The sequence below is a fragment of the Streptomyces sp. SAI-170 genome, assembly GCF_049739565.1.
In the GTDB taxonomy this organism is placed as follows: Bacteria; Actinomycetota; Actinomycetes; order Streptomycetales; family Streptomycetaceae; genus Streptomyces.
This window is the reverse complement of the sequence record NZ_JBMGQD010000001.1, coordinates 8,321,986-8,348,245: the sequence shown is the minus strand read 5'-3', so window position 1 is coordinate 8,348,245 and position 26,260 is coordinate 8,321,986. Positions and strand designations below refer to the sequence as shown.

Genomic DNA, 26,260 nt, shown 5'->3' with positions numbered 1-26,260 from the left:
TCGGATCGGTACGGCCTCGCGGCCGGTGCCCCTGACTCACCGGGGGCGCCGGCCGCGGCAGCGGTGCTGCACCCGCGCCCCGGGCCGTGCGCGGGACGCCGGGGGGCCGGCCGTCCGACGCGCCGCACGATGGACGATGTTCGGGTCCTGGTAGTGCGCGAGCCCGGAGGCGCCTCCCAGAAGCAAGGCGGCTGCCGCGCCGCCGTGCGGCCCGGGTTCAGGACCTCGGAGAGGCCGCTCGCGGCTGTCGCGACGGGGACAGAGGGGCGACACGCTGTGCGCGGGAGTCCCGACGCGCCCGGGCGGTGTACCAGCCGACCCCGAGGACCAGGGCCAGGGCGGCTTCGACCACGTCACCGCCGTAGTACATCAGCCGGACCCCGGTGTGCAGGTCATCACCGGTGAAGGCGGTGCCGGGCGGCGGCGACGTGTAGAGGACCCGGGCCAGCACGGCGTGCGCGGCACCGGCGGCCAGCAGGGCGCCGCCGCGGACGGCGGGACTCCACCGGCGGCGCAGCGGATCGAGCTGGCACGCGGCGAAGGAGAACAGCAGCCCGGCGGCCGGCACCTGCGCGTACGTCATGGCGTGGAGGAGGGCGTTGTCCCCCAGGGCCGCGAACAGGTGTGTCCGGTACAGCAGCCACAGGCCGCCGACGTCCAGCAGCGCCGCCAGCGGCGGGAAGACGAGCACACCCAGCAGCCGGGAATGCGCGAGTGCGAGCACGCCCCGGCGTGCCGTGCCCGCGGGGAGCGCCCGCAGCACCAGGGTGAGAGGGCGGGCCAGGACGACCAGCAGGGGTCCGACCATGCCGAGGAGCAGGTGGCGGGTCATGTGCCCGGTGAACGGCCCTCCCGGCACAGCTCCCGCCCCGGCCCAGGCGAGGGCGATGGCGCCCGCGGCGAAGGACGCGTCCCGCCGCCGGGGCCAGGCATCGCCTCGCCGCCGCAGCCGTGCGGCACCCGACAGATAGGCGGCGGCCGCCAGCAGCCCGGCCACGGCCAGCACCGTTTCGGGCGTGGCCGGGCCGGTCGGAACGGCCGGGTGGACGTGTGCGAGCCTCACGACCCCGTACCCGCCCCGTCCCAGCGGGCCGCCCGCGCGCCCAGGACCACACCGACGACCAGCAGCGCCGCACCGGAGAGGTTCCACGCCCAGTCGTACGGCGTGACGTCCACCCCGTAGCGGATCTGGTGCAGGCGCAGCAGCTTGTGGTCCACGATCCCGTCGAAGAGCTGGAAGATCCCCAGGCCGAGGAACAGCCCGGCCCGTGCGTGGGTTCTTGCTGCTCTGGGTGACGATGATGGCGGCCATGATGCTGCCGTCCATGGCGCCGGTGGCCCTCACCTGGGTGCGAGGCATCGGGCGGCGGCCGTCCGGGTGGAGCCGGGCGGTGCGCACGCTGAAGTTCGTGGGTGGATATCTGCTGGTGTGGACGGCTTTCGGGCTGCTCGCCTACGCGGCTCTGGCCCTCACCGGGGACCTCGTGGAGGATCATCCGGCCGCGGGACGCTGGATCGGCGCAGTGGCCTTCCTGCTGGCGGGCCTCTACCAGCTCGGCCCCCTCAAGAACGTCTGTCTGCGGCACTGCCGCGACCCCATGAGCCAGTTGGTGCGCTACGCCGGTTTCCGGCAGCCGGCCCGCGATCTGCGGGTGGGCATCCACCACGGCGGCTACTGCGTCGGCTGCTGCGCGGGGCTGATGGTGGTCCTCGTGCCGCTCGGGGTGATGAACGTGGCCGCGATGGCCGGGCTGGCGGTGATGATCTTCGTGGAGAAGCTGTGGTCAGGGGGCCGCTGCTCGCCCGGGTCGTGGGTGTCGTCTTCCTCGTCCTCGCCGTGCTGGCTCCGTTCCAGGACTGGCTGCTGCCGGGCTGCGGGAATCGGCGCCCTCGATGGGCGGCATGTGAGCACCTGCGGCAAGCTGGAGGCATGAGGCCGCCTCGGGATCCGCGTGCGGCTCGGGACACGCGGTCTCGCCACTCCGATAGAGCTCCCTCGGGCTCGACGGGAGGGAAGCGAGATGACGGAACAGGCCACCCCCGGTACCCGCTGGCATCTGGCCGGCGACTGGTTCGACGTGTGCAAGTGCGCCATACCGTGCCCCTGCACGTTCGCGCAGCCCCCGACCTACGGCGACTGCGAGGGCGTGCTGGTCTGGCACATCCGTGAGGGCAACTACGGCGACGTACGGCTCGACGATCTCAACGTCCTGATGCTCGGCTCCTTCGAGGGCAACCCGTGGGCCGGTACGCACACCGACCCCTACGCCGCGGTCTTCCTCGACGAACGCGCCGACGACCAACAGCGCGCCGCGCTCGGGGCCATCTTCGGCGGTGAGGCGGGCGGCTGGCCGGCCCAGTTCGGGGAGATGTTCCGGCCCGAGATGCGCGGCATGGACATCGCTCCGATCCGGGTGGAGATCGACGAGGACCTCGCCGGCTGGCGCGCCGAGATCCCCGGCCGGGTCACGGCGACCGCCGAGGCACTCACCGGCCCGACGACACCTTCGGGCGCACGCGTCCAGGTCCACAACGCCCCCGGCGCCGAAGTCGGACCGGGCCAGATCGCCACCTGGGGCCGTGCCACCACCGACCGCGCCGACGCGTTCGGCTTCTCCTGGGAACGCTCAGGAAAGTCGAGCAAGTACTTCCCCTTCGACTGGACGGGACCCGAATGACCTCGGGGACGAGAGAGCGCCGGTAGCAAGAGCCTGGGGTAGCGGTCCCAGCACTACACCCGAGACGACGGTCAAGTACCCGACAGCCGCAAGCACGCCGAGATGGTGGCCGGGGCTCAAGGACGGGCGGAAGTGGACTGGCTGGTCGCGCCGGACTCCACGATCGTCCGGGCTCATCAGCACACCGCTGACAAGGAGGCTCGAGGAGCGCGGACTCGGACGCTCCCGGTCGACCGCGCCGGGCAGCGAACACCCCCTCATCACCGACGGCCAGGGCACGCCGCGCGCGGTGTCGCTGGCCACGCGACGACCTGGTCGCTGCTTCGCAGACCCGCAGTCGACGACACCGCCAAGTTCGTACGCGCCACGACGGTTCGGACGCTCGGAGCCGGCCGGCGCGACCACTCCGGCACCCTCGCACTGCGGACAGGGCCGAGAACGAGGCCGACGTCGCGGCGGGCGGTGCAGTGGAGAAGCCGGACCTTCCACCGGTGTCGACGTAGCTGGCAGCTTGGACCTCACCCAGTGCAAGTGCCGTTCGCGAAACCGCTGCTCACGCGCTTGTGCGACAGGCCTTAGCATGTGGCCCGTTGAAGGACGGGCAGTCCGGCTGTGTCGTGGCAGCTGTGTCCACGGGGGGAGAACGTCGATGTTCGGAATCATCAGGCCGTGCCGTCACCGCCTGGGCGAGGGCATGCGTACCGAGTGGATGGCGCATCTGTGCGGATTGTGCCTGGCGCTGCGAGGCGAGTACGGGCAGTTCGCACGGGTGGCCACCAATTACGACGGGCTGATCGTCTCGGTACTGACCGAAGCGCAGTCGGAGCGTACCGGCGACTGGCGGCGAGGCGCTGGTCCGTGTCCGCTGCGCGGGATGCGATCGGCGGACGTGGCGCAGGGTGAGGGTGCCCGGCTGGCGGCGACCGTGTCGCTGGTGCTGGCCGCGGCGAAGATACGTGACCATGTGGCCGATGGCGACGGCCTGTTGGGGCGGCGCCCTGTGACGCTGGCGGCGCGCCGGATCGCCCACGGCTGGGACCGGGCGGGCGCCGCGGGTGGCGAACGGCTCGGCTTCGACACCGCGGTGCTGCTCGACGCGGTTGACCGGCAATCGGAGATCGAACGGCTGACCGGCCCGGGCGACTCGCTTCTGACGGTCACGGAACCCACGGAGACGGCAACCGCCGCCGCGTTCGCGCACACCGCGGTGCTCGCCGGCCGCCCGGGAAACGCCGAGCCGCTGGCGGAGGCCGGCCGTCTGTTCGGCCGGCTGGCGCATCTGCTCGACGCGGTGGAGGATCTGGACACGGACGAGGCGACCGGCGCGTGGAACCCGATCACCGTGACCGGCGCGGACCGCACCGAAGTCCGCCGGCTCTGCGACGACGCAGTCCACGGAATCCGACTCGCCCTGTCCGACGCCGAGTTCGTCGACGCGCGGCTGGCACGGGCGCTGCTGGGCGGCGAGTTGGAGCGTGCCGTCGACCGCGTCTTCGCTACCCGGCATCGTCACCACCAGCACCGCCACCAGGCACGGGGCCCGCGCATGCTGCCCTGGCTGGGACGTCGTACGGCGACGGAAACCCTCTCGGGGACTGGCACGGACACGAATTGCGGAGCCGGGGCGCTTACGGGCGCGGCCCCGCAGGCTGCCTCGATGGCATCCGGTCGGCCCTCGGAGGAGCAGTGTCGGCGGTGTGGCCAGTGGCGCGAGCTGTGCCGCAACTGCCGGTTGTGCTTCAACTGCTGTACCTGCAATGACGACGACGGACCGGATGACGTAGAGCCCTGGCAGTTCGGCGACGGCAACGGCAACTCTCGCCAGGACGGTTCCGGGGGCGACGGCTGGTTCGGCGGATCGAGCGGCGGTAACTCGGGTGGCTCCTCCGGTGGTTGGAGCGGAGGTGGTCAGGGGTCGGGCCGCTCCGGTGGCTCCGGTGGGGACTCGGGTGACGGCTGCTGCGGCGGCGGGGGCTGCTGCAACCCGTGCAAGTGCTGCTGCGACTGCTGCGACTGAACGACTGCCGCGACCGGGAGGGGGTCCTGCCACGAAGCAGCCCCTAAGTGAGCCGCAGGGTTCGTCTTGGGGCACTTTGCATGCGGAGGCGGGACGGAGCTGCTTTCCATCTTCGACAGGAGTAAGTGAATTTCTAATAGCGGCAGAGCACGTTAGGCCAACTCGCGCAAGAGCGCATGTCTGCGGCACAGTCCAGTAGTTCGCCAGGATGGTCCGTCAGCTCCGTCTCGGACGGTGGCGATCTTCAACGCCCCCCGCTAGGCTCCCTGTTGCTCATTCGAGAGCCGCAGAGCACTGGCGACGTGTCCGATGGGGGACAGTGCTCCGCTCGACATGCAATGAGCACGATGAGTCTCTAATCGTCGCAGAGCCTCAGCAGGCCATCGCAACCGGTGGTCGAGCTGAGGCTGCCCGCCGACTGGTCGACCACCTTTGAGAAGGGATCGACTGGTGAGGCTGAATTTTTCCGTTCAGGTACTTCTCACGCTCTTGTCATTCGTGTCGTCGCTGCTGGTAGCGGTGGTGGCGGGGGCACTTTCGCACGAGGCCGGGGCGCCGGTAGCCGGTGCGGTGCTGTACGGCGGCGGCGCGTTCATCGGCTGGATGACACTGTGTGTCGCTGTGTTGACGGCGCTCGGTCTGATCGGGCATCAATGTCATCCCGGTGAGTGAGCGTTCTCAGCTTTGCCACTCCAGGGTGACGCCGTAGCCCTCGCTTGAGCCCTGGAAGCCCCTCGGCTGGGCCGGCCGGGCACGGTGGGTTGTCTGTGAAAAGTTGCTGGCGGTCACTTCGCTGAGGGGCCGGCCCTGCGCTTCGGGGCGGAAGATGATCACGGGGAGGGATGGAACGTATGCTCGAAGTACCATCCCTGCAAGCTTCTCCGGCCAGTACTTCCCGACGTCCGCAGTGGCGTAGTCGGACGGAGACATCCCTGTAGACAGGACAGAGGGCAGAGGGCAGAGCGCAATGAGTGTGGCTGAGAGTTGGTCGCGTGTGATGAATCTTCTTCGGGAGCACGCGCCGGCCGATCACGCGGATCTGCCGGGGCCCGCTACGGAGCAGATGCTCGCGGCAGCCGAGGAACGGATGGGGATCTCCCTTCATGGGGACCTGCGGACGTGGCTGTTGCAGAACAATCTGGATCTGCCGGAGGAAGATTTCGACGACGACGTGATGTGCTGCGGCTTCGACGGGTTTCCAGACGAGGGAAGCTTCTTCCTGGGTATCAGGGCGATGGAGAGGCTCTACGCGAACCGATCCAGGTCTGGTGGATTCGACCCTCCGGACCAGCCGGACAATCCGTTCTGGCGTAACGAGTGGATCCCGTTTCTGTCGGACCAGGACGGCTGGATGGGAAAGTTCATCGATGTGCGGGACGGGCGCGTCGGCCGCTGGTTCGTGGGTGACCCCACGGTCACGGGCGAGTACGAATCGATGGCCCAGTATTTCGACTCCGTAGCGGAGACGCTGACGAGGATCGCCGGTGGAAGCTCCCCGGTCTGTCGGTTCACCGAAGGTCGACTTGTCTGGTCGTGAGACGGTTCCCGACTGGATGACGGCCATTGTCATATCGTCCTCACCCTGGTACGGCACTGAGATTCATCAGCGTTGACGTTCCAGGGTGAGGATGGCTGCGGCGATGACGGTCATGCGGTTGGGGCTGCAGCGGGCCCGGCGGAAGATCTGCCAGGACTTCAGCCCTGCGATGCTTCGTTCGACCGGTGCCCGTGCCGCCGACAGGGCCCGGTTGATCGTTCGCTGGGTCGTGGTGAGGTCCCGGTTCGGGAGCCGTCTGATCGGTGTGGTCACCCAGGGGCTGGCCCCGATGTAGGCGCGGTCGGCGGGCACGGGAACACCCTGGCGTTCGCAGATCCGGATGATGCGGCGTGTGCGGGCCTCGGTCAGGTCGTGAGTGCGGCCGGGCAGCGCGGGCGAGAGGCCGGGTACGTTTCCTCGGAATCCGCGGCGGACTCCTGCGAGCTCCGATGGCATGCTGATGGGCCCGGCAGTCCGGCGAGTCAATACCGCCTTCGTCATGGTCACTGCATCTTGCTCGGAGCACATGATCAGACGAAGGCCGCCCCTCTGTCCGGTGAACCCTCAGGCCAGGGAACCCGTTCGAGACTCGTTCGAGGTCGTGGCACCATGTGCGGCATGACAACACACCGAAAGGGCCATGCCGCGTAGACGGCCGCGACACGTCCGGGGTGGTGTTCCCCGCCGCCGGACACAACGGACAACGCGGGTCATCGACGGGCTGTCTCCGCGCACGCTGGCTGAGATCGGCCGGCTCGAGCGCAGCCGCAACTATCTGCAGCCGGGGGACGTCACCGCGGCCGTGTTCATGTGGAAGGACTACGTCCACCGCCCCGAGAAGGAGCTGTGGCACGACTACCAGTGGGGCAACGTGCACTGGTACTGCTGTGGTGACCCCCTCGAAGCCCGCGCTCTCCTCGACACCGTGGTCCAGGCCCTGTCGCCCCGAAGCGCCCGCCAGCTCAGACAGATCATCAGCCGTTCCGACGCCATCTGGAACCGACCGTCACCGCCGTACATCGTGGACGGAGGTTAAAGAACGGCAACAACCCGCAAGTCCCGGTTCTCAACCAGCCATGAGGAGCCGGGAGTTGGCCAAGCATCAGCATCCGGCACGAGCACGCAGGCCCGGCTGGACCGTTGAGGGACGCGCAGTTGCAGTGGCAGCATGGGACGCGGTCGTTCGGCATGGGCGGGGAGGGCGACAACCGTGACGGTGATCGAGTACATGCTGATCGGCGGGGCGGGCGGGGCGCTGATCGAGGCAGTCGCCTTCTTCAACCGGCTGGGCGAATGGCGTGCGGCGCGGCTGACGCCGACGGGCAACAAGCGCAAGAATCCTCCGAGTTTCCTCAACTTCATCGACCTGCCGCCCGTGGCGGCCATCGCGGTTACGCGACTGGTTCTCGGCGGGGCTGCTGCCACGGCGTTCGGGACGAGCGGTCAGGCGACTGGGGCACTTGGTGCCTTGACGGTTGGGGCCGCAGCACCCGCCCTACTCCAACAGCTGGGTCAGATCCGTCAGATCCGTGAGGCAGTAACTCAGTCAGCGACTCAGCAGCCGAGCACGCAGCAGACGCCCGCCGACACTGCGGCCAATACGATGCAAACGCCGGCCCCGGAGGCCGTGGAAGAGGGTGGGGTCGCATGAGCAGGAGCGGCGGTGGCGATCTGAACTTCGGCCAGAAGGTCGTCGGTGGCCTGATCGGGGCCATCAGCAACACCAACAGTTCCTATGCCGTCCACAACGAGAGTGGCCGTGCTGAGCCGGCGGACCCGCATGTCGCCGAACTGCTGGCCGGGGTCAGGCAATTGCGTGACGATCTGCAGCGGCTCGTCCCAAGCCCCGAAACCGATGCCCTGGACGAGGTACTCGCGAGCGTCGAGGACGAGATCACGACGACCGGCCACGCCTCGCCAGGGCGGCTGGCCAGGCTGCGCCAGGCACTACAGGACGCAGGGGCGGTTGCGGGACTCCTGGCCTCCGCGGCGTCCGTAGGGCACACGCTGGCGACGTTGCTCGGCGGCTGAGTCGAAGCTGAACGGATGCCAGGTCTCGAACCTGCTGGCCGCCGCCCCAAGGCACTCTCACTGGACCGCGGACCGCGAGCGTGACGCCGGCGCCGTACCGAGTGGAGGCTCAGCCGGGCGAGTCGAGGGACGTTGATGACAAGTCACTTGGTTCCCTCTGCCATCGTGTGCCTCATGGGTGAACTGGTTGAGCGGGTTGACGAGCGTGACGAGGTACTCGCTGTCGTGGAGAGGGGGGAGGCGATTCGTCACCGGTGGCTGCATCGCATATCGACGATCGTGTGCCGCGACCGTGCAGGGAGGTTCTTTGTCCACCGCCGTCCAGACGATGACACTCGATTCCCGGGACAGATCAACTGGATGCTCGGAGGCGCGGTGGACGTGGCCGAGTCGTATGAGGATGCTGCTGCGCGGGAGTTGGTGGAAGAGCTTGGTGTTCATGCCCGGCCTCGTTTCCTGTTCAAGTTCTTGTGCGACGGCGTGATCAGCCCGTATTGGCTCGGTCTGCATGAGGTCGTCGTCACGCAACCGATTCAGCCCGACCCCTCGGAGGTCGCTTGGCATGATTGGTTGACTGAGTCCGAACTGACGTACCTGGTCCGGCATCGGGAGTTCGTTCCGGATGCTCGCGAGGCGTTCGACCGATATCGCGCTCTTCCGGGGCGGCCGGGAGCGACGTGAGCTGTCGTGCGCATTGCTGGAGTTCGTGTGCCGCGGCTCGGCGTCCCGCATCGGTGAGCGAAACGGTTCCGCCGAACAAACCGACGGACCGTCACGAGAGATCGAGGCTAGGATCATCTCGTTCGTGACACGAACTTTATCCGTTCGTCTTCTGTCATGCTTCCCTCACCACCGGAGAGATCCCTGCATGATTCGCCACAAAGGCAGACTTCCTCGCCTGGCCTCGCTCCTGATCGGTGCCGGACTGGCCGCCTCGCTGGTGACCGCTCCCGCAGGCGACGAGACCGCCGCGCATGCCCCCACGGCCCCCGCGCCCGCCGCCTACGCCGTCACCCCCGCTGTCTCCCCGTTCGTCCAGAGCGGCCCGCGCAACATCGTCACGCGGATGCAGGACACCTACATCACCAACGTGAACGACGCTGACCACTCCGGGGGGCAGCTTCTACACGTTGGCACGCCGGACAACGGCACGACCAAGTACCGCAGCTTCCTGCAGTTCGACGTCTCCAAGCTGCGCGGTGCGAACATCAAGAGTGCGAGCCTGCGGCTGTACAACTCCTTCACCGGCTCCTGCGACGGCTGGTGGATGTACGCCGACCCGGTCGCAGCGGCCTGGAGCCAGTCCACCATCACCTGGGCCAACCAGCCTGCCCTCAGCGCCGGTTACCAGAGCTCCGCGAACTTCGGCATAGGACATCCGACCTGCCCGGACCAGCCGGTGGACTCCGACCCGGACACCTCGAACGGGATCAAGCGGCTCGACGTGACCGCCATGGTCAAGGCATGGGCGTCCGGGGCACTGGCCAACCACGGCCTGCGCCTGTCGGCCGGCGAGTCCGGCAGTGTGGCGTACAAGGACTTCTGCTCCATGAACCCCAACGCCACCGACTTCGCCTGCCACCTGGCCTACAACACGCCGACACTGGAAGTGGAGTTCAACCCCGGCGCGTCGGTCATCGGCGCGGCCGACCAGTACGCCGTGAACTACGGCGGCTACCCCGCCACGAGCTCGGCGCTGGAGTTCTACGACTCCTACAACCCCGCCCTGTGGCCGGCGACCGGCCCCTACCAGCGATGGGTCCCCGACGCGTACCACTCCTTCCAGGACCCCTACGGCGACCTGCTCCGGGCCCCGTTCGCGGGCGGGACGGAGCACCGGCTGCGCCCCGCGGGCGCATACGCCGCGTCCGGACGCAGCGGCCAGCAGGTCCTGGTCGTCGGAGACGGGCAGAGCGGCCTCGTCACCGTCGTCCCGTACCCGGCTCTGTCGGGGGCGCGCTTCGCCATCAACGTCGGCGTCAGCTCCATCACCAACCTGCACGGCGTGGAACTCCTGCCGGACGGCAGTGTGGCCGTGGCCCTGTCCAGAACCGGCCAGGTGAAGGTCTACACCAAGGCCCAGGGCGCGATCGGCAACGCGCCTGGTGCTTACGCCACCGCCTCGGACACCGAAGCGCTGGCCGATGCCCACAGCGTGCTGTACGACCCGGACACCAGCTCGCTGTGGGCCGTCGGGGCGAGCGAACTCGTCCGATACTCGTACACGAGCGGCACCGGGAAGCTCGAGAAATCCGAGACCTTCGCCCTGCCGCTGAACCCCAACGGGTCCTCCCTGGCCTACGGCCACGACCTCGAGCCCGTCTACGGCAACCCCGACCGGATGTGGGTGTCGTCCAACTCGGGGATCGTCCAGTTCTCCAAGTCCGGGGCCACGCCCTGCTACACCTCGTCCCGGTGGCCGACCTCCGCGACGGCACCCGACGGTCAGACCAATCGCTGGTGCACGGACTACACCCGTGAACCGCTGGTCAACAAGGGCGGCATGGCCAAGAGTGTCGGCAACGACCCGGTCTCCGGCACCGTGATCACGACTTGCGCGGGAGATCCCACCGCCTGCCACGCGCCCGTCGCAGGTGCCGCCACCTGGACGACGCCGGCGATCACCTTCGTGGATTCCACCGGTCGCCATGAGGAGTTCTGGCGCGAGACCTACGCCCAGTACTACCGGGCGCGCTGGATGGTGCCCAGCTACAACTGACGCCGCGCCGCCGCCCGTCTCCACGGGGGACGGGCGGCACGCCGCCGGAGCGCGGTGCTGGGCGGACGAGAACTACGGCCGGCCCAGTGACCGGTTGGGTCCGTTCGGCCAGCGGCACAGCCGGAACGGCGTCGGCGATTCGCCGCGCTGCACCCGACGGGGTGGAGGCGCTGTTGTCGAGGACGAGCACCTGAACGCCGCTGCTCGCACTGCGGGGTCGATCAACGGTCGCAACGTGTTCATAGCGGGCAGCGGCGACGAGGCAGGCGCCCCGCTCGGCCCGCCGGAGAGGAATCGGGTTCGTCCGCGCCCGCATGACCGCGAGCCGGAATGGCGCAACCGGGTACGAGGGAAGAGGGCTACCGCCAGCACAAGGCGCCACGAGTGTCCGTATTGTGGCAATTTGAAAAGTTCATCTACAACAGATGACATGAGCAGACGAGTTGACACACGCGAGCAGCATCCGCACTTCGAACTCCGCTCCCGTGGAGTGCATTTGACCGTACGACGGGGTGGGGCCGCTTGGTGGACGAGTCGATAGTGTGCGACCTCCTGCGGGCCGCGACCCTCGGCTCGCCGTGGGGGCATCGGGTACCGATGCCCCCTCTCACCCAGTGGAGGTCCCGTAGACGCGGAACATGGAGTGCTCCATCGGCGCTGAGTCCGCGATGGCGGACCGAGTCGCGCCGGTGGTGTGCCCGGTCGTGGTCCTCACCGTCCCCCGTCGGGGCCGCCGTGTCCACCGAACCCGCCGTCGCCATCACGCCTGCCGAACCCGCCGTCGCCGTCAAGCCCGCCGAACCCGCCATCGCCGTCACGCCTGCCGTGCTCGCCATCGCCGTCGCGTCTGCCGTGCTCGCCGTCATCGTCGCGCCCGCCGTGCCGACGGTCGTCGTGATGGCCGTCGTGTCCGGACGGGAGGTCGACGGTGTCGCAGTAGATCACCGGTCCCTGGGGCGCGAAGGGGGTGGGGCCGTCGGTGGGGATGCCCTCTGTCTCCATGACCAGCAGACGCAGGGGTGCCCCGCGCCGCACCTGAGCCACGTCGATCTCGCCCCGGTAGGACGGTGTGTGGGACGACTCCGCGTCGACCGAGGTGAGTGGGGTGACGGTGTCCTCGAGGGTGACCCAGCCGAGGTCTTCGTCGCCGATGACGCCGTGCCGGCGTTGGAGAGTCGCGGTGATCTGTGGCGGCAGGGAGCCGGTGGGGTCCCAGGAGGGGCCGGTGAGACTCACCGAGAGCGGCCGGCCGGGGCTGACCGTGAGTTCCCGGTCGGGCAGGGTGCGGACGACGTCGGCGAGGACGACCGGTGAGATCTCGGCTCCGGGGATGGAGTGGGGCTGGTAGCGGACCAGGGCGAGCCGGACGAAGGGCAGACAGGTGTCCCCGGTGTCCAGCTCCAGGTCGCAGAACCAACGTCCACCCTTCTCGTCCGGGTCGAACTGCGGGGCGAAGCCGACGACCGTGACGGGGAGCGGGCCGGAGGGCGCGGACAGAACGAGTGGCTTGGGCGGTCCCACCGCGTTGGTGAACACGTCCGGGGTCGGGGCCACGACGGGCGCGGAACGGTGAATGGGGTCGCGGCCCATCAGGGTGACCCAGGCGTCGCGTGCGGACGTCGGGTCGCCGCCGGGCGGCTCGCCGAGGACCACACCCAGCAGTTCGCCCTCGCCGGAGGAGAACCAGGGGCGGCCGAGGTACACCCGGATGCCTCCGCCGCGCCTGCGTCGGACGATGGCACCGGACGGCCCGTCGGCCTGGTCCAGGGACAGCGTGGGTACGCAGTACAGGACCCGCGGTGCGGTGGGCGCCGCGCTGCTGGGCACCGAGTACTCCTGCGCGGCGCCCTGTACGGTCAGCTCGCCCCGGCCGGGCTCGGCGAACGGCAGAGGGAAGTAGTCGCCGAACCGGCTGCCCGCCAGCGGGCGATAGCGGACCACGCGGTGTTTGGTGTCACCGAACTCGTGCTTCGTGAGGAGGGGCGGGACCCCGTCGGCCGTGACCTTGTCCTCGGCCGCCTTGGTGCTGAAGGTCAGTACGCCGTCGCGGAGGAGGACGGGGTCCGGGCCGGGTGTGCCGGTGGGGACGGCCCTCGCCGTGAGCAGTCCGAACACCGGTGCGGTCATCGTCCGGGTGACGGTCCCGTCGGGGCCCTCGTCCGTCACCTCGCTCCACTCCGCGACCAGATCGATCCGGCCCGTGCTGTTCTCGTCCAGCGCGATGGTGCCGGCGAGATGTTCGGCGGTCGCGTTCTGAGCGCGCTCTTCCGTCGGCGGAGGCAGGTGCAGTACCGGCGTCTTCAGCGGCTTCTGGACCGCGTGGACGAGAGTCAGCTCATGCCAGGGAGTGAACATCCAGTGGCGATTCTCCGCGGCCAGTTCCAGCGCGCGGTCGGTCTTCGTGCGCTCCGCCTCGCTCTCCCCCGCCGCCGCCCGGGACCATGAGGCCATGCCCATGAGGTCCGCGTCGAAGTCGATGCCGGAGCACACCCGGACAGTGGCCACGGCACCCTTGGGCAGCGACACGGTGAGGACCCGGGACGCCTCGTCGAAGTGGGGTGGCCCGGTGCCTTCGGCCAGCCTCAGCCGGAAGGACTTGGGACGGTGCCAGACGTCGCCGTCCCAGGGGACCAGGAACGGCTGTCCTGCGGGCATTCCCGGCAGGTCGAACAGGGCGGCTCCGCGGGCCAATGGATCGGGGAGGCCACGCATGTCGACCTGTTCGCCCGTGTGCAGGGCGGTCACCGCGGGGTGGTCGGGGTCCGCCGCCGGTGAGTCGACGGGCTCCAGCCGCACGTCCGGGCCCGGATCGTCCAGGGAGCCGCTCTCGCGTACGGCCAGTTCGTAGATGGCGTCCTGCACGGCGTGGTCGGTGGAGCCGATGGCCTCGTCCAGCAGGCCGTGCCATTCCACGCACTGCAGCGATGTCTTCGGTGCGACGACATGGCGTTCGTCGACGCCCTGGTAGGGGACGTGTCCTTGGTCGGTGACCAGCGAGGACCGGTTGAACTCCGCGGCGTAACTCTCCGCCGTAATGCCGGTTGTCGGGGCCGGCTGTGAGCCGGGGCCGCAGTCGACGGTGAAGCCGGCCTTGCGGCCCAGCTCGGTCAGGGACTGGCAGCCGGGTGTGCCGTCGGCGTCGCTTCCGGAGAAGCCCTGGCTGCGTTGCTCTGCGGCATAGGCGGCCTTCGTCTGGTCGCCGAAGTCGCCGTCGGCACCACCCAGGAGGGGGTGGCCCATGGCCATGAGTGCCGACTGGACGACGCGGATGTCCTCGTTGGTCAGATGGTGCCGGACATTGGCCAGGACGACCACCCTCGTTCCGCCTCCTACGGTGTCGGGAGGAGCAGCCGGTGGCGGCCGGTCCCCCGGGCTGCTGCGGATCACCATCCGGAAGGTGGAGGCGCCTTCGGCGAGCGGCCGTCGCGGTGCCACTGCCGGCGCCGGCACGGCCTCGAACCGCTGGAAGACGAGCGGCCGTTCAGGGGCCGCCAGGTCGGGCAGGTGCATCAAGGCGTCGGCCTGCCTGAGGCTGAGTCCGTTGCCCGCCAGGTCGACCGTGCGCAGCCGCACCCGGTACGCGTGGCCGTACCGCAGTGGGGGAAGCGAACCGCGTGCCGCCTTGATCACGATTTCCAACGGCAGTCCCGGCGGCGCCTCGTTGCGGGGTGCCACCGGAGCGTTGGGAGCTTCGTGGTTGTCGGGGTCTCCCTCCGCGGTGTCCAGGAGGAGACCCGGGCGCGGCGCGGACAGGGACCATCCGCGCCAGACGGCCAGCGGCTCGGGTACGTAGAGCGCCGCGTCGTTCGGCGGTGAGACCAGGTGGGCCTGGAAGAAGCCCTCGTCGGCGGCCGTCAGCAGCAGTGGCCCGTCCTCGGGCCGCCGGTATTCCACCTCGCGGGCGTGCAGCGAGAACCAGCTTCTGCGCTGCTCGTCCCAGATGTCGATCCGGTGGCCGCGGACCAGGTCCTTGGCGGCGAGTATGGGGGCGGTGGGCTGGTGCTGACCGTCGGCCGGGGCCGGTTCCGCGGCCCCCGGACCTCCCGCCTCGCCGCCCGGGGGCTGTTCCCGCTGCGTCCGCTGCTGTCCGACCACCTCGTTGAAGGCTTGATTGTGCTCGTCCGCCCGGCCGAGTTCTTCCTGCAGGACGCCCATACGGCTGTTTCTGATCAGGGAGATGCCCTGGGCCCGCATCGGGGACAGGCCTCTGGCGTCCTCGGGAGCCCGCAGCATCTTCAGCGCGGCGCCGTCGACGTCCCCCTGCTCGACGGAGAAGTCGGTCGCTGTGAGCGCGACGAGGCCGCGCGACGGTGACGCCAGTGGGTCGCCGCCGGTTTGCGGTTGAGCGGGCAGGAAGAGCCGGCGGCCCGGCGCGGGCGGATTCGAGGGCAGGGGGTCGACGCCGAAGAAGTAGCGGGTGAAGCAGGGCACGTCGTGCGAGCGGGGACCCAACTGCGGGTCCCATCGGGGGATGACGGTCAGCAACCGCTCGCCGCCCACCGATTCGGGGAGGTCGGCCGGCAGGACGAAGTCGAGGACCAGTCCGAGGCGCCGGAGCAGCACAGGATGGTCGCCGAGCGAGGTGAGCATCGTATGGAAGTCGAGGGACGGCTGCCGTGAGGGCTCCTCAGGACCGGCCCCCGGCTGTCCGTCGGCGGGCGGCTGGACGGGAGCCAGCGACTCGGCTCCGGGCGGCACGCCGGTTGCGGACCCGTCGGCGTTCGAGGGTCTGTGGAACGCTTCCAGGTTCGCCAGCTCCTGAGGAACGGCACCGTCACGAGAAACGTCGGGCCCGCCCTCAGCGGCGGTGGCCAGCGTCGGTCCCTCGCCCACGAGGGCAGCCGACTGAGCGCGCAGCAGATCGTTCGTCCTGGGCGGTGCCTCGGGATGGTCCTTCGCCGCAGTGCCGTAGACGCGCTTGGTGAAACCGCGGACTTCTTGAGCCGAGTAGCTGCGCATGTCCCTCTGGGGCGCATCGCCCGAGTAGGGCTCCAACGGGGTGCCCTCGTGGAAAAGACTCGTCCACAGATCCATGTCGGGCGCCGGGCCCTGCGGCGCGAGCGCACCGGTGAAGGATGCGGGCACGGGTGGGGTCACGCTGCCGTCGGCGGTGGCGAACTCGAAGGTGGCCGCCATGATCTTCTCTGGCCATCGGAGGAAGTCGGGGAACTCGGCCAGCGTCGCGTTCGTCCCCTCTGGCTGCAGCCGCGGTGCCACGAAGACGGAGACGCGCACCTGGGTGCCGTCGTCGGAGAGCCCGGCCGGCAGGACCGTCCAGTTGATGTGCTGTTCGAGGGACATGGACATCACCCATGGGGCTGGGGGGCGTACGCCTCGCAGTACTCGCGCCAGTACGGTTCCAGCGGGACACACTCGGCGAAGGTCGGGTCGCCCGGGGCCCCGGAGAAGCTGCGCTCCAGTTCGAGGGTCACGGACTTGCTGAAGAAGGCGATCCGTACGCTGACGGTGAGCGTGCCTTTTCCACGGACCACCGACTGGTGTCCGTGTTTCTCGTAGGTCAGTTCAAGGTAGAACTCGACGGACACCGTGACGATGCCCAGCACGCACAGGAAGCCGCTGCAGTGCAGGTAGCCGCTGAGGGAGACCGTGTCGGGCTCCCCGTTCTCTCCTTTGCGCAGCGTGAAGCGGATGCCCGCCATGATCGAGACCCCGCCGCGCGCGACCCCGATGTTCAGCGCCGCGGCGCCGCCGAACTCTATGGCCCCCTCGATCTGTAGCACACCCCTCGTGCCGACGAGCATGGAGAAATAGCCGCCGCCACCGAGCAGGGACACGGTGACGTTGAAGGGGTGCTCTCGCTCGGAGACGGAGAAGCGGAACGAGACACCGTCGTCGCCCTCGAAGGGGATGACCAGCTCGGCGGTGAGCGAGACGTTCGCCAGTCTGAACACACCGATTTCCAGGGCCGGAAGCGCGAACTTGTAGCCGGCCCGGATGTCATGGGCGGTGACGTCCACGTAGGCTCCGGCTCCGAAGACGTCGGCGGGCAGCGCGCTGCGGAGGGTGTTGATGAACTCCAGGTCGTTGACGAACGTCAGCTCCAGGCCGCTGGCCGTGATGTCGGGCTTCTTCCCCGCGCCCGCCGTGAAGGTCAGCTCCGAAATGTGCACGCGGGCGATGTCGGCGAAGTCCAGTGCGAAGTCGGTCAGTTTGCCCTGCACCATGGACTTGTCCACGGCGTCCTGCGAACGAACGGTCCGGGCGTCCAGCGTCAGCATGGCGTTGTCCATGATGACGGGAAGCAGCGACTCGCCGGCCCCTGGATCGGGCCGCTCGCCCAGCTTGGTCTTCCACACGTAGCGCAGTTCCTTGCCCTGCCCGTCCACCAGGTCGCGGACCCGCAGAACAGGAGCGGGCAGCAGACCGTCGGGGGCCCGCAGGATGGCCTCGATCTGCTCGTCGCCCAGTTGCCGGAGCGCCCCGAGCTGGTCGTCCGGGATGGCGGGCAGGAACTTGTCCAGGGGGATCGTACCGAGCAGTTTCGCTCCGCCGAACGCCTCCCTGATGTCCTTGACGTCCAGGGCACCCACCACCGCCCCGGCCGCATCCGTCTTGTACAGGTCCGGAACGACGCCCGCCTGCGCGGTGATCAGCTTCAGGACGGTCTTCGGGCTGGCGACACCGCCGGCCTGCTCGGTCCCGAGTGCGAGCGGGATCGGGTTCTCAAGCTGGAGGTAAGCGCCTGCCGGGTGCTTCTCCATGGTCTGCTGGAGGTAGGTGCCGTTGAACTTGACCTGCACGTCACCGGCGTTCGGGAGGAACTCCTCCACGGCGGGGACGTGTACGGTCGCCGCCCGTACGTAGGGCCGGCCGACCACGTGACGGTCCTGCTCGCCGGCGTTGCGTGCGATGCTTCCCAGCCCGAAGGTCAGGGTGCTGACCGCGTGGCTGGTACTGCCGGGGGCATCGGCCGGAGGCTGCGCCATGGCCATCACCTGGCCGCCCAACTGGCAGGTCATGCGACCGGGGACTTCTGCGAACAGTGCCGCCAACTGGGGCTCGGGATCGACGAGTCCGTCGGGTACGAACACGAGCGGCATCTGGAAGCTGACCGTCCTGCCCTCGCAGTCCGTGCCGATCAGAGTGAACTGGTGGTCGGCCCCGGTGCCGAGGAGTCTCACCCAGAAGGCGTCGCGGTCCCTGAGTGGCTTCCTCGGATCGGTCTCGTCCCGCTGCGTCGTCGAAGGCGGCTGGATCAGCGGAGTCGTGCGGTCCGTGATGCGCAGACTGCCGAACGGCATCTCCCGCCCCGCGAACGTGAAACCGGTGCCCTGCCCGTACTGGACCTCCGGCTGCTTGACGATGATGCGGTCCTCCTGCTGCAAGTAGGCGACGATTCCGTCGTTCGGCCGGGCGACGAACACCCGCCGGAACTCCCGCACGTGCGACGCCCGGTGACCGGTGGTCAAACGGCCCCGGGTCACCACGCGTACGTACTGGTCGCGCCCCAGGCCCGCGATGTGGTCGTACGCTTCCAGCTCGGGGAAGGGCCGCCCGGCCATCAGGTACCGGGTCTTGTCGTCCTCGTGCGGAGCCTCCCAGACGCCGTGCAAGTGGACCGACGCCCCGAGCGGGGTGACCATGAACTGCTCGACGTGCAAGGGTGCGCTCGGGACATCGATGGGGCCGTCGCCCGGGACGACGAGTTCGGCCCGGCTGGTGAGGGTGACGAGGTCGTCCAGGTTCCCGGCGGTGAGCGGGCCGTCCACCAGGAGCGGGCCCCGGTCGCCGACCGCCGCGAAGGCCCGCAGCAGTACGTCTCCGTCCTGAGTGCCGTGCAGTCGCGCGTGCCACAACGCGGTACGTCCGTCGGACTCGTGGGGCTCCGGCCGGCTCAGCCAGTCCACCGGCTCGTCGTAGGTGATCAGCAACCGTGCGGGAAACTCGATGACGCTTCTGGGAACACCCTGGAAGAACGTCGAGCCAGGGGCGTCCGGGTTCTGCAGACCGACCGGAACCGTCAACGGCACGAGCCGCTCCCAGTCGAGCAACGCCTCCAGTGACAGCTCCAGGCCGTCCACGTCTGCCGGCAGCGAGAAGGCCAGTGTCGTCGGCCCGCAGATGATGGCCTTTACGGGGCCGGGCGGAGGTGTGCTCCCTGCCAGGACGGCCTGCTCCACGACGTGCTGCGGCGGCAGTCCGGCCAGGACGAACGCCGGTCCACCCGGATCCCGCGGCACCAGGCGGCGGCCGTCGAAGCGCAGATTGACCAGGCTGATGTCGACGACGAGCATGTCCGCCGGCCGCACCACGCGGAAGGGTCCCTCGAAAGCGTCCCCGGGGTCCTCTGGACGGCCCGGCTCCGAGGGCCTCGGACGGGGACCGCGGCCGCCGTCGTCTCCGTCGAAGGACCCGTCCCGGTCGGGCCTGTGCCCGCGGAAGTCTCCGTCGAAGCGATCACCCCGGCCGTCGCCGTGCCCACCACCGTGATGGCCCCCGCCGGAATGGTCGCGCATCTCGTCAAAGCGTCGCAGGACGGCAGGACGAGCGGTGTGGAATGCCATGGGGAAACGCCTCGATCGAGGTCGTGAGAATCGTGGGACAGTCGCGACGACGCCGCTGACCTCACCCTCATCTTCACTCTCGCGTCGGATTCCCGCCACTGGACCCCGTACGGGGGGAACCGAAGACCCGGCATCAACTCGTCGACGATTCAACCGAGTCGCTCAAGGCCCGCCCCGAACAGCCCCCTGACACCGGCCCGCTCGACCGGTGGCTTATCCGATGCGCGCTCTGCCGCGTCACGGATTGTTCCACTAGCATCACGGAAGGTAAGGCACCTGGGGGGGTCATGCGCTCGGAAGCACTGGCGGCAATGCGGGCACGGCTCCGGCAGGTCGAGGAGACGGGCGATCTCGCCTCGGTATTCGAAGTGGAAGCTGTCCGCCAAGCCCGGGAACTGGCAGATCTACTCCCCGCACAGGACGACTTGGAAATCCGTCTCGTCCTCGGATGGTTCCACTGGTACCGCTCTCATGCACGGCCCACCAGAGAGCAAGAACTGCAGTCCGCTGTTCAGGCATTCACCCTGTGCTTCGTTGCCGGTCTCGCTGATCTGCCGGAGCCGTTGCTGCCCTACCTCGCCGAAGCTTCAGCTTTGCACGCCCACCAGATGCTCGAGCACGCGCAGCTGTCGCCGGAGCCGGATCTGCTCTCCGCCACGGTGGACCTGTGGCGGCGCATCCTCCTGACCCTTCCCGCCAACCACCCCGGTCGTGTCGGATACCAGTCCAACCTGGGATCAGCCCTGCGTATGCGGTTCGACCGGGGTGAGGCCGATGCGGACCTGGAGACCGCCATCGACTGTTTCCGGCTGGCGATGAAGGCCACCCCCGTCGGTCACGCGGACCGCGCGGGAATCCTGACCAACCTCGGGATCGCCCTCATGCGTCGATTTGAGCACAGAGGCGTGAGGCATGACCTCGATGTCGCCGTCACCCGCCTGCAAGAGGGCGTGGAGGCAAGCCCCCTCGACGATCCCGACCGTCCCATGTATCTGTCCAACCTCGGGGCCGCCTTGCGGGCCCGGTTCGAGCGGAACCGTGTGGCGGCGGATCTGGAGGCCGCCGTCGGCCGCCTCCAAGAGGCCGTGGACACCGCCCCCGCCGGCCACCCCGACCGTGCGGTTGCCCTCTACAATCTCGGGCTCGCGCTGGAGCGTCGAGCTGAGGGAAATGCCGAGGAAAATGCCGCGGCGGCGGACTTGGACGCCGCAATCGACTGCTTCAGCAGGGCAGAGGAGGCCACCGCGCCCGCTCATCACGAACGCGCGGCCATCCTGTCCAGCCTCGGCACGGCACTACAGGCCCGGTTCTCACGCAGCGCTGTGGAAGCCGACTCGGACACTTCCATCGACTGCTTCGAAAAGGCGGTCGAGTCCGCCCCCGACGACCACCCCGGCCGTGCGGCCTATCTGTCCAACCTGGGCACCGCGCTCCAGGGCCGGTTCTCACGCAAGGGTGACGAGGCCGATTTGAAGACCTCCGTCGACTGCTTCCGCAAGGCGGTGAACTCCACTCCCCCCAACCACCCGAGCCGCGCGGGCTACCTGTCCCACCTGGGCGCCGCACTGGAGATCCTCTACGAAACGACCGGCGCCAGGGCGGCGCTGGAGGCCGCCGTCCAGCACCACCAACAGGCCGTGGCCACCACTCCCACCGACCACCCCGAACGCGGAGCGCGCCTGACCAACCTCGGGACCGCGCTGCAGACCCGTTTCGAGTGGAATGGTGCGGTAGCGGATCTGGACTCTGCGGTCGATCGCCACCGGGATGCGGTGCAGACCACTCCCGTCGACAACCCCGACCGCGCGGCCATGCTGTCGAACCTCGGGATCGCGTTGCAGGCCCGGTTCGAATGGACCGGTGCGGTCGCGGACCTGGAGAACGCCGTCCACTGGCACCAGCAGGCCGTCGACACCACCTCCACCGACCACCCGAGCCATGCAAGGTACCTGTCCAACCTCGCGGACGCCCGGCGGATTCGATACGAGCGCACGGGTGAGGTGGCGGATCTGGAGACCGCCGTCCAGCTCCAGCAACAGGCCGTGGACACCACCCCCGTCGGCCATCCCGAACGCGCGCCTCGCCTGTCCAACCTCGGGATCTCGCTGCAGGCCAGGTCCGAGCGGCTTGGTGCGCTCACGGATCTTCAGAAGGCTGTCGACCACCTCCAAGAGGCCGTGGACACCACCTCCGTCGACCACCCGAGCCGTGCCATGTACCTGTCCAACCTCGGGACCGCCTTGCAGGCCCGGTTCGAGCGGACCAGTGCGGCGCAGGACCTGGACATGGCCATCGGCCGCTTCCACGAGGCCGTGAACGCCACCCCCGCCGACCATCCCGACCTCGCACCTCGCCAGTCCAACCTCGCGATCGCGTTGCAGGCCCGGTACGGACGGACGCGCAGGGCCGAAGACTTGACCGCTGCGGTGAACGCCTGGCTGAAGGCGTTGGATGCGGATTCGGCCGCTCCCTCGGTCCGCATCCAGGCAGGTATCTCAGCGGCCGGCCTCCTGACCCGGTCCGGTGATGCCCAGCGGGCGGCTGACGTGACGGAGGCAGCAGTCCGGCTGCTGCCTCAGGTGGTGCCACGCCGTTTGGAGCGCGGTGACCAGCAACACGCCATCGGCAGCTTCGCCGGGTTGGCCGGTGCTGCCGCCGCGCGAGCGCTCGCCGCACCGGGCGGGAGCACGACCGAGCGGGCGGAACGAGCACTGCGACTGCTGGAGGCGGGCCGTGCGGTGTTGCTCAGTCAGGCGCTTGACACCCGCAGCGACCTGACCGATCTCAGCGAGCACCATCCCGAGCTGGCCCGTCGGTTCGCCGAGCAACGCAAGCGGCTCGACCAGCCCGCAAGCATCCCTGTCTCCACCGGGCACAGTGACACCGGCGATTCGCTGAAGTCGCGCCAGGAGCGCACAGCGCGAGACCGGCACCGGCTGGCAGAGGAGTTCAACGCCACCCTGGCCGAAATCCAGAGCCAGGACGGCTTTGCCTCTTTCGGCCTCGGCCCCAGCATCGACGAACTCAAAGCCGAGGCCTCCCAGGGCCCCGTGGTCGTGTTCAACGTCCATACCGACCGCAGCGACGCCCTGCTCCTCACCACCCAGGGCATCACCAGCCTGGCCCTCCCCCGCCTTGTCCCGCGCACTGTGGTCGACACCGTCAACACCTTCCGGCAAGCACTGCATCTCGCCAGGTCGGGAGCAGACCTGGACGAGCGGGAACAGGCGCAGAAGACACTCCTCGCGGTCCTTCGGTGGCTATGGGACGCTGCCACGGGCCCGGTGCTGGAAGCCCTCGGACATGACCGCCGGCCCGCGGCCGCAACGAGCGGGGAGCAGCAGGAACCCTGGCCTCGGGTGTGGTGGGCGCCGGGCGGGCTGCTGGGTCTGCTTCCCCTGCACGCCGCGGGACATCACAGCGACCCGGCCGACGATCCGCACAGGCGTACGGTCATGGACCGGGTGGTCTCCTCATACACCCCCACCGTGCGCGCATTACGGTACGCCCGCGAGCGCGCTTCTCGGCAGGCAGCCGGCACCACCGCCGCCGAGGCCCTGATCGTCGCCATGCCGACCACTCCGCAGGTGCCCGGCCGACTGCACTTCGTCGATGCCGAAGCTGCCATGCTGAAGGCGCGCCTGCCCGACTCCGTGCTACTGCGTGAGCCGGACCCCACCGACGCGCCTGCGGATCCCACGCCGTCCACGCCGACGAAGGCCAACGTCCTCGCGCACCTGCCTCACTGCGCGATCGCCCACTTCGCCTGCCACGGCGCCAGCCACCCCACCGACCCCTCGAAGAGCCTGCTGCTGCTCCACGACCACGACAGCGACCCCCTCACCGTGCAGAGCCTCGCCCCAGTGGCTCTCGACCAGGCCAAGTTGGCGTACCTCTCTGCCTGCCGCACCGCGGCCATCGACACCACCAACCTGCTGGACGAGGCCATTCACCTCACCTCCGCCTTCCAACTCGCCGGCTTTCCGCACGTGATCGGCACCCTGTGGGGCATCGACGACAGGATCGCCGTCCGCATCGCCGAAGCGTTCTACGAGGGCCTGAAGTCCGACTCCACCGCGCTGGACCCCGACCGGGCGGCCCGCGCTCTCCATGAGGCCGTACGGCGCATACGAGACGGCCACGACCTGGCACCCGGCCATGACCGGAGGCAGGCGCCCTCCGTGTGGGCGGCGCATCTTCACGCCGGAGCCTGAAACCCCACGCTCCACCACAACTGGACCGGGACGGATATTCAGTGTTCTGCCCGCCCTGTGAGGACGCAGCATGGTGCGCATGACTTTGGCCACTCCCACACTGCGCACCGCTCGCCTGCGACTGCGCCCCTTCACCGACGCCGACGCGGACTCCCTGTTCGCGCTGCACAGCAGCGCCCACGTGCTGCGCTACTGGGACTCCGCGCCGTGGAACGACCGGGCCCGTGCGGAGCGTTTCATCGCGATGTGCCGGAAGATGGCGGACGAAGGCACCGGGGCGCGGGTGGCCATAGACCGTGCTTCTGACGGGGCATTCGTCGGCTGGTGCGGCCTGACCGGGTGGAACCCGGACTACCGCAGCGCGTCGTTGGGCTACGTCCTCGGCGACGCGATGTGGGGTCGCGGCTACGCGACGGAGGCTGCGCACGCCTTGCTGCAGTGGGCATTCGACACACTGGACCTGAATCGAGTGCAGGCCGAGACCGATACGCGCAACGTGGCATCCGCCCGGGTCCTGGAGAAGATCGGATTCGTGCGGGAAGGGACGTTGCGGGAAGACTGCATCGTGAACGGCGAGGTGTCCGACTCGTGGGTGTTCGGGTTGCTCAGGCGGGAGTGGCAGCCGTCGACCGTGCCGGCCCCAGCCCGCTAGGAGGCCGTTACAGGCCGCGTCCGGCTGGATGAGGACGCCGAGGCGGCAAGGGGGCCGAGTCGGGATCGGGTGATGTGAGGGTGTCGTTCGGGTCTGAGGGACGGGGTCACGGCAACGTGATCCGGCTACCCGACCACTCTGGGGGAGCGCAGGAGGCGGACCCTACGTAGATTGAAGAGACGAGCTCGTGGCTGGGAACGCGTGTGACACCGGAGATCGACTACGCGGCGGTGTTCGCCGCCCTTCCAAGCCCGTGCCTGGTGCTCGGCACGGACCTGGTGATCGCCGATGCCAACCCGGCCTTCTGCGAGGTGACCGGACGGAGCCGGGGCGAGCTGATCGGGCAGTACCTGTTCGACGCCTTCACGGACAACCCCGCCGACCCGGAGGCCGACGGGGTGGCGACGCTGAAGGCCTCGCTGCACCGCGTCCTGTCCTCCGGCCAGGCGGATCACATGGGGCTGCAGAAGTACGACATCCCCATCGCCGACGACCCCGAGGTCTTCAAGGAGCGGTGGTGGACCGCGATCAACGTGCCCGTCCTCGGCCCGGACGGACAGGTCGCCTGGATCATCCACCGGTCCGAGGACATGACCGACCTCGTCCTCGCCCGCCGCACCGCGCACCTGCCGCCGGTCAGCCCCGGCCGGGAAGCGGCCATGGAAGCCGAGCTGTACGCCCGGGCGCGGCAACTGCAGAAGCTGAACGAGGAACTGCGGCAAGCCCACGCCCGTGAACGGCGCATCGCCGTCGCCCTGCAAGAAGCCATGCTGCACACTCCGGACCTGGCGCAGCACCCGGACGTCGCCGTGCGCTACCTGCCCGCGGTCGGAGCCCTGAACGTGTGCGGCGACTGGTACGACGTGGTCGACCTGCCCGCGGGCCGCTTCACCGTCGCGGTCGGCGACGTGGTCGGCCACGGATTGACGGCCGCCACCGTCATGGGCATGCTCCGCAGCGCCCTGAGCGCCGCCACCCGCACCGTCCCCGGCCCCGCCCAGGCCCTGGAAGTCCTGGGGCTGTACGCCCGCTCGATCGAGGGAGCACTGGCCGCCACCAGCGTCCAGGTCCTGGTCGACTGTCACAGCAGACTGCTCATCTACAGCAGCGCCGGCCACCCCCCGCCCGTCCTGCTGCACCCGGACGGCGCCTGCGATCTGCTCGACCAGGCCACCGACCCGCCACTGGGCGCCCGCCCCGAACATGTTCCCCGCCCGCAGGCCACATCGACCTACGCCCCCGGCGACACCCTCATCCTCTACACCGACGGCCTGATCGAACGCCGCGGTGAGGACATCGACGCCGGCCTGAGCCGCCTCACCTCCACGCTCGCCACCTGCACCGAGTTCAGCGCGGAACACCTCGCCGACGCCCTGCTCGCCCGCCTCGGCCTCGCCAGCGGGGCACACGACGACATCGCCATGGTCGTCGTCCGCCTGGGCTTCACGCCTCAGCCGTCGTGATCGGGCCCAGACAGGTTCCGACGGCCATGGTGCCCAGCACGTCGTCGACCAGGCCGATGAGGTGCCGTGTCTGCTCTCTGGCCCCCGGCCTGACCGGGCCGGGGGCCTGCGCACCCGGTTTGCCGTGGGTCAGGGCAGCGGGTGGAGGAACGTCAGCACGGAGGCGTCCTCCTCGATGAGCGGGGCGAGCGCGGCGTTGAACGGTCCGCCGTAGGGGGCGTTCAGATGGGCCTGGAAGGCGTCCTCGTCGCGGTACACCTCGAAGATCCAGAAGGCGCGTGGTCGCGCTTCCTTGGTGTACGCGTCGAAGGCGAGGTTGCCGTCCTCCTTGCGCACCTGGTGGGCGTAGTCCCGCAGCAGGCGGGCGACTTCGGCCTCGGCGCCCTCGCGGGCGGTGAATTCGGCGAGCAGGGTCTTGTGCACT

Annotated in this window: 17 protein-coding genes and 2 pseudogenes; 13 read left to right on the top strand and 6 right to left on the bottom strand. The window is 69.3% G+C overall.

Going from position 1 to position 26,260, the window contains the following annotated elements:
• Window positions 1-217: 217 nt before the first annotated feature.
• On the bottom strand, window positions 218-1,063 hold the full coding sequence (locus RKD23_RS37475; protein ID WP_424857812.1) for a cytochrome c oxidase assembly protein: 846 nt from the start codon (window positions 1,061-1,063) through the stop codon (window positions 218-220).
• Entirely contained in the window at window positions 1,060-1,221 is a 162-nt protein-coding gene (locus RKD23_RS37470; RefSeq protein WP_424858426.1) for a DUF2243 domain-containing protein, read from the bottom strand. Before RKD23_RS37470 ends, RKD23_RS37475 begins: the two co-directional genes overlap by 4 nt.
• A 5-nt stretch (window positions 1,222-1,226) precedes the next feature.
• Here RKD23_RS37470 and RKD23_RS37465 point away from each other — a divergent pair.
• The 5 genes and pseudogenes from RKD23_RS37465 to RKD23_RS37445 form a co-directional block, all read left to right on the top strand.
• Window positions 1,227-1,908: pseudogene (locus RKD23_RS37465) on the top strand (DUF2182 domain-containing protein); the annotation flags it as partial.
• A 113-nt stretch (window positions 1,909-2,021) separates the two neighbouring features.
• Window positions 2,022-2,678: a DUF1326 domain-containing protein gene (locus RKD23_RS37460; protein WP_424857811.1), complete on the top strand. Its 657-nt coding sequence runs from the start codon at window positions 2,022-2,024 to the stop codon at window positions 2,676-2,678.
• Window positions 2,679-3,327: 649 nt separating this feature from the next.
• Window positions 3,328-4,695: a DUF5685 family protein gene (locus tag RKD23_RS37455; protein ID WP_424857810.1), complete on the top strand. Its 1,368-nt coding sequence runs from the start codon at window positions 3,328-3,330 to the stop codon at window positions 4,693-4,695.
• A 450-nt stretch (window positions 4,696-5,145) separates the two neighbouring features.
• Window positions 5,146-5,367, top strand: coding sequence for a hypothetical protein (locus RKD23_RS37450; RefSeq protein ID WP_424857809.1), 222 nt, complete (start codon window positions 5,146-5,148; stop codon window positions 5,365-5,367).
• A 295-nt stretch (window positions 5,368-5,662) separates the two neighbouring features.
• Complete coding sequence (locus RKD23_RS37445; RefSeq protein ID WP_424857808.1) at window positions 5,663-6,232, top strand: SMI1/KNR4 family protein; 570 nt, start codon at window positions 5,663-5,665, stop codon at window positions 6,230-6,232.
• Window positions 6,233-6,298: 66 nt separating this feature from the next.
• On the opposite strand, the pseudogene RKD23_RS37440 reads toward RKD23_RS37445, so the two are convergent.
• Window positions 6,299-6,634, bottom strand: a pseudogene (locus RKD23_RS37440) (transposase family protein); the annotation flags it as partial.
• Between the two features lie 238 nt (window positions 6,635-6,872).
• Between RKD23_RS37440 and RKD23_RS37435 the strand changes: the two are divergent.
• The 5 genes from RKD23_RS37435 (at window position 6,873) to RKD23_RS37415 (ending at window position 10,982) form a co-directional block, all read left to right on the top strand.
• Entirely contained in the window at window positions 6,873-7,268 is a 396-nt protein-coding gene (locus tag RKD23_RS37435; RefSeq protein WP_424857807.1) for a hypothetical protein, read from the top strand.
• A 174-nt stretch (window positions 7,269-7,442) separates the two neighbouring features.
• Complete coding sequence (locus RKD23_RS37430; RefSeq protein ID WP_424857806.1) at window positions 7,443-7,883, top strand: hypothetical protein; 441 nt, start codon at window positions 7,443-7,445, stop codon at window positions 7,881-7,883.
• The gene (locus tag RKD23_RS37425; protein WP_424857805.1) at window positions 7,880-8,263 is read left to right on the top strand and encodes a hypothetical protein; all 384 of its coding nucleotides are present in this window, start codon (window positions 7,880-7,882) and stop codon (window positions 8,261-8,263) included. Before RKD23_RS37430 ends, RKD23_RS37425 begins: the two co-directional genes overlap by 4 nt.
• 174 nt (window positions 8,264-8,437) lie before the next feature.
• A complete protein-coding gene (locus tag RKD23_RS37420; protein ID WP_424857804.1) occupies window positions 8,438-8,944 on the top strand; it encodes an NUDIX hydrolase in 507 nt (168 codons plus the stop codon).
• 187 nt (window positions 8,945-9,131) lie between these two features.
• Window positions 9,132-10,982 carry a DUF6528 family protein gene (locus RKD23_RS37415; RefSeq protein ID WP_424857803.1) on the top strand — a complete coding sequence of 617 codons (1,851 nt, stop codon included), beginning with the start codon at window positions 9,132-9,134 and terminating at the stop codon, window positions 10,980-10,982.
• A 711-nt stretch (window positions 10,983-11,693) separates the two neighbouring features.
• Here RKD23_RS37415 and RKD23_RS37410 read toward each other — a convergent pair.
• Together RKD23_RS37410 and RKD23_RS37405 are read right to left on the bottom strand one after the other, a co-directional pair.
• Window positions 11,694-16,283, bottom strand: coding sequence for a peptidoglycan-binding domain-containing protein (locus tag RKD23_RS37410; protein WP_424857802.1), 4,590 nt, complete (start codon window positions 16,281-16,283; stop codon window positions 11,694-11,696).
• 5 nt (window positions 16,284-16,288) lie between these two features.
• Window positions 16,289-19,255, bottom strand: a complete 2,967-nt coding sequence (locus tag RKD23_RS37405) for a hypothetical protein (protein WP_424857801.1) — start codon at window positions 19,253-19,255, stop codon at window positions 16,289-16,291.
• Between the two features lie 539 nt (window positions 19,256-19,794).
• Between RKD23_RS37405 and RKD23_RS37400 the strand changes: the two genes are divergently transcribed.
• The 3 genes from RKD23_RS37400 (at window position 19,795) to RKD23_RS37390 (ending at window position 25,836) form a co-directional block, all read left to right on the top strand.
• Entirely contained in the window at window positions 19,795-23,721 is a 3,927-nt protein-coding gene (locus tag RKD23_RS37400) for a CHAT domain-containing protein (RefSeq protein WP_424857800.1), read from the top strand.
• Window positions 23,722-23,800: 79 nt separating this feature from the next.
• Complete coding sequence (locus RKD23_RS37395; protein WP_424858425.1) at window positions 23,801-24,373, top strand: GNAT family N-acetyltransferase; 573 nt, start codon at window positions 23,801-23,803, stop codon at window positions 24,371-24,373.
• A gap of 203 nt (window positions 24,374-24,576) precedes the next feature.
• Window positions 24,577-25,836 (top strand): PP2C family protein-serine/threonine phosphatase, encoded by a 1,260-nt coding sequence (locus tag RKD23_RS37390; protein WP_424857799.1) that lies wholly within the window; start codon window positions 24,577-24,579, stop codon window positions 25,834-25,836.
• A gap of 129 nt (window positions 25,837-25,965) precedes the next feature.
• Here RKD23_RS37390 and RKD23_RS37385 read toward each other — a convergent pair whose 3' ends face one another.
• Entirely contained in the window at window positions 25,966-26,259 is a 294-nt protein-coding gene (locus tag RKD23_RS37385; RefSeq protein WP_424857798.1) for a putative quinol monooxygenase, read from the bottom strand.
• Window position 26,260: the final 1 nt, after the last annotated feature.

Coding starts and splice junctions, on each gene's coding strand:
- RKD23_RS37460 (WP_424857811.1), top strand. CDS start 2,022: ATGACGGAACAGGCCACCCCCGGTACCCGCTGGCATCTGGCCGGCGAC.
- RKD23_RS37455 (WP_424857810.1), top strand. CDS start 3,328: ATGTTCGGAATCATCAGGCCGTGCCGTCACCGCCTGGGCGAGGGCATG.
- RKD23_RS37445 (WP_424857808.1), top strand. CDS start 5,663: ATGAGTGTGGCTGAGAGTTGGTCGCGTGTGATGAATCTTCTTCGGGAG.
- RKD23_RS37435 (WP_424857807.1), top strand. CDS start 6,873: ATGCCGCGTAGACGGCCGCGACACGTCCGGGGTGGTGTTCCCCGCCGC.
- RKD23_RS37425 (WP_424857805.1), top strand. CDS start 7,880: ATGAGCAGGAGCGGCGGTGGCGATCTGAACTTCGGCCAGAAGGTCGTC.
- RKD23_RS37420 (WP_424857804.1), top strand. CDS start 8,438: ATGGGTGAACTGGTTGAGCGGGTTGACGAGCGTGACGAGGTACTCGCT.
- RKD23_RS37415 (WP_424857803.1), top strand. CDS start 9,132: ATGATTCGCCACAAAGGCAGACTTCCTCGCCTGGCCTCGCTCCTGATC.
- RKD23_RS37410 (WP_424857802.1), bottom strand. CDS start 16,283: ATGTCCCTCGAACAGCACATCAACTGGACGGTCCTGCCGGCCGGGCTC.
- RKD23_RS37400 (WP_424857800.1), top strand. CDS start 19,795: ATGCGCTCGGAAGCACTGGCGGCAATGCGGGCACGGCTCCGGCAGGTC.
- RKD23_RS37395 (WP_424858425.1), top strand. CDS start 23,801: ATGACTTTGGCCACTCCCACACTGCGCACCGCTCGCCTGCGACTGCGC.